Source organism: Bacillus sp. LL01 (assembly GCF_001037965.1).
The window spans coordinates 1-6,939 of the sequence record NZ_LFEL01000080.1; the positions used below are offsets into that span (position 1 = coordinate 1).

Genomic DNA, 6,939 nt, shown 5'->3' on the forward strand with positions numbered 1-6,939 from the left:
CTGGTACCCACGTCCTGTGGGCATTATCTAGTTTTGAGAGAACCACTCTCAAACATTCACAAAGAGAATCGACCCGTCGAGGATCTGAAGTGAATCATAGTCTGGTGRCGATAGCAAAGAGGTCACACCCGTTCCCATGCCGAACACGGTCGTTAAGCTCTTTTGCGCCGATRGTAGTTGGGGGCTTCCCCCTGTGAGAGTAGGACGTTGCCAGGCGATAAAGCATTCCATTTATGGAATGCTTTTTTTGATACATAAAGAGTAGAGAAGGCGCTAAAGAGCTTAYTGGTCCGAAGGAACAGCAACTTCTTTGATTACTTCGTAGGATTCGCCGTGAAAAAGCTTCTATGAGAAACATCGTGCCTTTCCCACTGTGAGACGAGTTCTTTCTCTTCGTGAGCCTTCGTGAAGAGCTCTGGAGCAAAGCGGCATGTAGAACCATCCCCGTAGAAGAGAAAGAATGAGCCAGGACGTTGCCAGGCACCTAAAACCATTCCGATAAGAAATGGTTTTTTTTGTGTGTAAAAAACTAATTCCGGTTAAGCGCTACGTCTAGATAGGCTTTACTGCTAATAATATATTTAAAGACCGATAAAAAAGATTACTTGACTCACATAGAGGGAATAGAGAAAGAATTACATATTCTATGTAGACATTAAAGAGTCGTTGGCTATACTAGCAACTATACGACTCAAATAGTTGCACTTTTAAAAAAGACAGATTATAATATTTTCAAAGTCAAAGATAGTCAAAGTCAAAACAAGGAGAGGGGAGGCGTCAATGCTTGAGGAATATATCCGATATCATCGAGAATTATCTCAAATCAACTTTAATGAAAAGTAAAGATGATTTGTTAGAGATTAAACGAAGTGAGCTAGCTAAACAGTTTGAATGTGTTCCATCGCAGATCAATTATGTTATAAGCACTCGTTTTACAATTGAAAAAGGTTATGTAGTTGAAAGTAAACGAGGAGGCGGAGGATATATTCGAATTATTAAGGTGAAGCCTCACGACGATCTAGCTCTCTTTGAACAAGTTATAAAAATAATAGGTGAAAAAATTGATCAACAAACAGCAGAAAATGTTATTTTGAGGCTACTTGAAGAAGGTGCTATCTCTAAACGAGAAGCTAATCTAATGGCAAGTGCAGTTGATCGAACATTGTTTCAAACCACGATTTCACACCGAGACGAAATAAGAGCAAACCTTTTAAAGGCAATGCTCGAAACATTAACTTATAAACAAGACCGTTAATAGAAATGAAAAAGTGAAAGAGGTGTTTATGCGATGAAATGCCAAGAGTKTGGTGAACGAGAGGCAACATTGCATTTTACAAAAATCGTTAACGGAAAAAAAACTGAATTTCATATATGTGAACATTGTGCCCGTGAAAAAGGTGAGCATATTCCTGGATCAAACAGCTTTTCCATCCATCAATTATTATCAGGTCTTCTCCATCTTGAACAACCGTTAAAGACAGGGCAGGAGGCTTCTAATAGTCGGAAAGAGTTAGTTTGCAATAATTGCGGGATGAAATATGAACAATTTACTCGGGCCGGCCGGTTTGGTTGTGCCACATGCTATGAAAGTTTTGAAACCAAATTAGACCCTATTTTGAAGCGTGTCCATAGTGGGAATTACACACATTCTGGCAAAATACCAGTGCGTGTGGGTGGAGGCATTCAACTGCAAAGAGAAATTGATTCATTAAAGGGTCAAATGAAACAGTATATTGAACGAGAAGAATTTGAACAAGCTGCGGAAACCAGGGATCAAATTCGCGCTCTAGAACAACAAAAAAAGAACCAAGGAGAGGGGTGAGAAGATGTCACTCCAAAAGTTTATATCAGAAGCAATTAGTCCATGGATGAAAAAAGATGGTGTTGATTCGGATATTGTCTTAAGTAGCCGAATAAGATTAGCTAGAAACCTAAAAGAATATAAATTTCCACTCCTCTCTACGATGGAAGAGTCTAATGCGGTTGTAAAACAAATAAAAGAGTCTTTATTAACAGATCAAAATGAAGAAGTAGGATCATTAGAACTTATTTTAATGGACGATCTAAAAGTAAATGAAAAGAGAGTTTTAGTAGAGAAGCACCTGATAAGTCCGCATCTTGCAGAGCAGTCGAAGCACGGAGCAGTTATTTTAGGCGAAGATGAATCGGTAAGTTTGATGATTAATGAAGAAGACCATCTACGTATTCAATATCTTTTCCCTGGATTTCAACTTACAAAAGGGTTAGAAGCGACCAGTTCCCTTGATGATTGGGTTGAACAAAGATTGACTTATGCATTTGATGAGAAGCGAGGATATTTAACAAGTTGTCCAACAAATGTTGGGACAGGATTAAGAGCCTCAGTAATGATGCACCTGCCTGCTCTAGCGATGACACGTCAATTAAATAAAATTTTACCAGCAATTAATCAATTAGGATTAGTTGTTAGAGGAATTTACGGGGAAGGTAGCGAAGCTTTAGGTAACCTATTTCAAGTTTCAAACCAACTAACTCTCGGAAAATCAGAACAAGATATTGTAGAAGACTTACGAGATGTCGTTATGCAATTGATTCAACAGGAACGTTCCGCACGGGAAGTGTTGATGCAAAGTTCTAAATTACAACTAGAAGATAGAGTATACCGTTCCTATGGTATCCTCTCTCATAGTCGGGTGATTGAATCAAAAGAAGCGACACAGCGTTTATCTGATGTTCGACTGGGTATCGATGTTGGACTGCTTGAGAATGTATCTGCAAATATTTTAAATGAGTTAATGATTCTAACTCAGCCAGGATTTTTGCAACAGTATGCAGGTGAGGTGTTATCACCAGATCTACGTGATGAACGGAGAGCAACATTGATCCGTGAGCGATTGAAGCTTGAAAACGAAACGAACGAATAAATGTGGAGGTGGCGCCAATGATGTTTGGACGTTTAACAGAACGAGCTCAGAAAGTATTAGCATTAGCACAAGAGGAAGCAATTCGATTAGGTCACAATAATATTGGTACAGAACATGTGTTACTTGGACTGATTCGAGAAGGAGAGGGTATTGCTGCAAAAGCACTTCAAGCGCTTGGATTAGGATCGGAAAAGATTCAAAAAGAAGTTGAAACATTGATCGGAAAAGGGCAAGAGGGCTCAAAAACCATTCATTATACTCCTCGTGCAAAAAAGGTTATTGAACTTTCTAWGGATGAGGCACGCAAGCTTGGACACTCGTATGTCGGCACTGAGCATATCCTATTAGGTTTAATTAGAGAAGGAGAAGGAGTTGCAGCAAGAGTACTGAACAACCTTGGTGTGAGCTTAAATAAAGCGCGTCAGCAAGTTTTACAGTTACTGGGAAGCAACGAAGTAGGTAGTTCATCTCAACAGGGTGGAAGTGCTACTCATGCCAATACCCCGACACTTGATAGTTTAGCTCGTGACTTAACAGCTATCGCTCGTGAGGAATCACTTGATCCTGTTATTGGACGTAGTAAAGAAATTGAGCGTGTGATCCAAGTGTTGAGTCGTCGCACCAAGAATAATCCAGTTCTTATTGGTGAACCTGGTGTTGGTAAAACAGCGATTGCAGAAGGATTAGCACAATCTATTGTTGCAAATGAAGTTCCAGAAACGCTACGCAATAAACGCGTGATGACGCTTGATATGGGAACAGTTGTTGCAGGTACTAAATATCGTGGTGAGTTTGAAGATCGTTTGAAAAAGGTGATGGATGAAATTCGCCAGGCAGGTAATGTAATCTTATTCATTGACGAATTACACACATTAATTGGAGCCGGTGGAGCAGAAGGGGCAATTGATGCTTCTAAYATCTTAAAGCCATCTCTTGCACGTGGTGAATTACAATGTATTGGTGCGACTACTCTTGATGAGTACCGTAAATATATTGAAAAGGATGCAGCGCTTGAGCGTCGTTTCCAACCAATCCGAGTAAATGAGCCGACATTAGAAGAGTCTGTTCTTATTTTAAAAGGATTGCGTGACCGTTATGAGGCGCATCATCGTGTAACGATAACAGATGAAGCAATTGAAGAGTCTGTTAAAATGTCAGATCGTTATATCTCAGATCGTTTCTTACCAGACAAGGCGATTGATCTAATTGATGAAGCTGCGTCGAAGGTAAGACTTCGTTCATATACAGCTCCTCCAAACTTAAAGGAGCTTGAAGGTCGCCTCGAAGAAACACGTAAGGAAAAAGATGCTGCAGTTCAAAGTCAAGAATTTGAAAAAGCTGCATCGCTACGTGACACAGAGCAACGTTTACGTGAAGAGCTTGAAGAAATGAAGAATGAATGGAAGAAAAAACAAGGTCAAGAAGATACTGAAGTTGTGGTGGAAGATATCGCTCAAGTTGTCGCGAGTTGGACTGGAATTCCGGTTTCCAAGCTGGCGGAGGAAGAAACGGATCGTTTACTTAAGATGGAAAGTATTCTTCATGAGCGTATTGTTGGGCAAGAAGAGGCGGTGGTATCAATCTCTAAAGCTGTTAGACGTGCTAGAGCCGGTCTAAAAGACCCTAAGCGTCCAATTGGTTCATTTATCTTCTTAGGACCCACTGGAGTAGGTAAAACAGAATTAGCTCGAGCTGTAGCGGAGACATTATTCGGAGATGAAGATGCTGTTATTCGTATTGATATGTCTGAGTACATGGAGAAGCATGCAACGAGTCGTCTCGTTGGTTCCCCTCCTGGATATGTGGGACATGAAGATGGTGGCCAATTAACAGAGAAAGTTCGCCGTAAGCCATACTCTGTTATTCTGCTCGATGAGATTGAAAAAGCTCACCCTGAAGTCTTTAATATCTTATTACAAGTACTTGAAGATGGGCGTTTAACCGATTCTAAAGGACGCACAGTAGATTTCCGTAATACAGCTATCATTATGACTTCAAATGTCGGTGCGAGTACACTCAAGCGTAATAAGTACTTAGGCTTTACAACAGAGAGCGAAGGGCAAGAGTACAAAGATATGAAAGGAAAAGTTATGGAGGAGCTTAAACGTAGCTTCCGTCCTGAATTCCTTAACCGTATTGATGAGATCATTGTCTTTCATTCTCTTGAGAAAAAGCATGTACGCGAGATCATTACGTTAATGGCTGATCAATTAAAACAACGTCTGCAAGAACAAGGAATTGAATTCGAATTAACAGAAGCTGCAAAAGATAAAATTACAGATCTGGGCTATGATCCTGAATATGGAGCTCGACCATTACGTCGTGCCTTGCAAAAGCAAGTTGAAGATCGTTTATCTGAAGAGCTATTAAAAGGAACGATCTTTAAAGGACAAAAGGCAATCATCGATGTACGTGACGATGAGCTTATAGTTGAAACGCGTGAGAGCGCACAAGTATAAATAATCGACTACATTCGATCAAGAAAAGCCGAGGGACAGACATAATCCCTCGGCTTTTCACCATAGAGATAGTAATACCTCTCTTTACAACTTTTTTTCTATCTCTGGTACAATAAAGAGTAGAAGAATGAAGGAAGTAGGGATGGTAATTGGCGAAGAAGAAAACCAAATTTGTTTGTCAGGAATGTGGCTATGAATCGGCTAAATGGATGGGGAAATGTCCAGGGTGTCAAGGTTGGAATACGATGGTTGAAGAGTTTGAACCGAGTGCTAAACAATCTAGCCGGAGTTATGTTACTTCTGGTGCTACCCAAGGGACAAAGCCCCAAGCTATTACGTCTATAGTGAGTGAAACCGAACCTAGGGTCAATACAACCATGGTGGAGTTAAATCGAGTTCTTGGTGGAGGGATTGTACCAGGTTCACTTGTATTAGTAGGGGGCGACCCAGGGATTGGGAAGTCTACGTTGTTACTCCAGTTATCAGCTAAGCTAGCTGAAACAAATGAAAAAGTTCTCTATATATCAGGTGAAGAGTCAGTTAAGCAAACAAAATTACGTGCAGATCGACTCAATCYCGCTTCAGCTAATCTGTATGTATTGGCAGAAACCGATCTAAGCTTTATCGAACGAGCAATTGATGAAGTTGAGCCTGCATTAGTCATTATAGACTCGATTCAAACCGTGTATCAAGATGATATATCATCGGCACCTGGAAGTGTGGCTCAAGTAAGAGAATGTACAGCAGCATTCATGAAGATTGCTAAAACACGTGGAATCGCTATTTTTATAGTGGGTCATGTAACAAAGCAGGGTTCAATCGCTGGACCTAAACTTCTTGAACATATGGTAGATTCTGTTTTGTATTTTGAGGGCGAACGTCATCATACATATCGAATTCTACGAGCTGTAAAGAATCGATTTGGTTCAACCAATGAAATGGGTATATTTGAAATGAAGGAACTAGGGCTTGAAGAAGTATTAAACCCATCAGAAATCTTTCTTGAAGAGCGATCAAAAGGGGCGGCAGGATCAATTGTAGTGGCATCGATGGAAGGTACACGTCCTGTTCTTGTAGAACTACAGGCCYTCATATCTCCAACCAGTTTCGGAAACCCTAGAAGAATGGCAACGGGAATAGACCATAATCGAGTCTCTCTTTTAATGGCAGTTCTAGAAAAACGCGTTGGATTGCTCTTACAGAATCAAGACGCTTATCTAAATGTAGCTGGTGGTGTCCGCTTAGATGAACCGGCAATTGATTTAGCGATTGCTTTAAGTATTGCGTCAAGCTTTCGTAATCAAGTGACAAGTCCCACAGATGTCGCTATTGGAGAAATTGGGCTAACAGGAGAAATTCGACGTGTGTCTAGAATAGACCAGCGGGTTAATGAAGCGGCTAAATTAGGATTTAAACGAGCAATCATACCTGAGAAGAACTTAGGGGGTTGGACTGTGCCAAAAGGGATTGAAGTCATAGGAGTACCAACTGTAGAGCGTGCGCTTGAGGTTGTGTTAGGGAGGTAAGGTGAATGGATGAGAGAAAAAAAGAGAGTTTTATTCAAAGTGTTCTAAAAC

General features: G+C 40.5%; 5 protein-coding genes and 1 rRNA gene. All 6 read left to right on the forward strand.

Features of this window, described 5'->3' with window-relative positions; translation table 11 throughout:
• The first annotated feature begins 100 nt into the window (after nt 1–100).
• The 6 genes from rrf to radA all read left to right on the forward strand — a co-directional run bounded on the left by rrf (nt 101) and on the right by radA (nt 6,888).
• Nucleotides 101–216, forward strand: a 5S ribosomal RNA gene (gene rrf, locus AB685_RS24630).
• A gap of 568 nt (nt 217–784) precedes the next feature.
• Nucleotides 785–1,255: a CtsR family transcriptional regulator gene (locus AB685_RS24635; protein ID WP_047973228.1), complete on the forward strand. Its 471-nt coding sequence runs from the start codon at nt 785–787 to the stop codon at nt 1,253–1,255.
• Between the two features lie 33 nt (nt 1,256–1,288).
• Entirely contained in the window at nt 1,289–1,822 is a 534-nt protein-coding gene (locus tag AB685_RS24640) for a UvrB/UvrC motif-containing protein (RefSeq protein WP_047973229.1), read from the forward strand.
• A gap of 4 nt (nt 1,823–1,826) precedes the next feature.
• A complete protein-coding gene (locus AB685_RS24645; protein WP_047973230.1) occupies nt 1,827–2,903 on the forward strand; it encodes a protein arginine kinase in 1,077 nt (358 codons plus the stop codon).
• 17 nt (nt 2,904–2,920) lie between these two features.
• A complete protein-coding gene (gene clpC, locus AB685_RS24650) occupies nt 2,921–5,362 on the forward strand; it encodes an ATP-dependent protease ATP-binding subunit ClpC (RefSeq protein ID WP_047973231.1) in 2,442 nt (813 codons plus the stop codon).
• 149 nt (nt 5,363–5,511) lie between these two features.
• A complete protein-coding gene (radA, locus tag AB685_RS24655; protein WP_047973232.1) occupies nt 5,512–6,888 on the forward strand; it encodes a DNA repair protein RadA in 1,377 nt (458 codons plus the stop codon).
• The last annotated feature ends 51 nt before the right edge of the window (nt 6,889–6,939 follow it).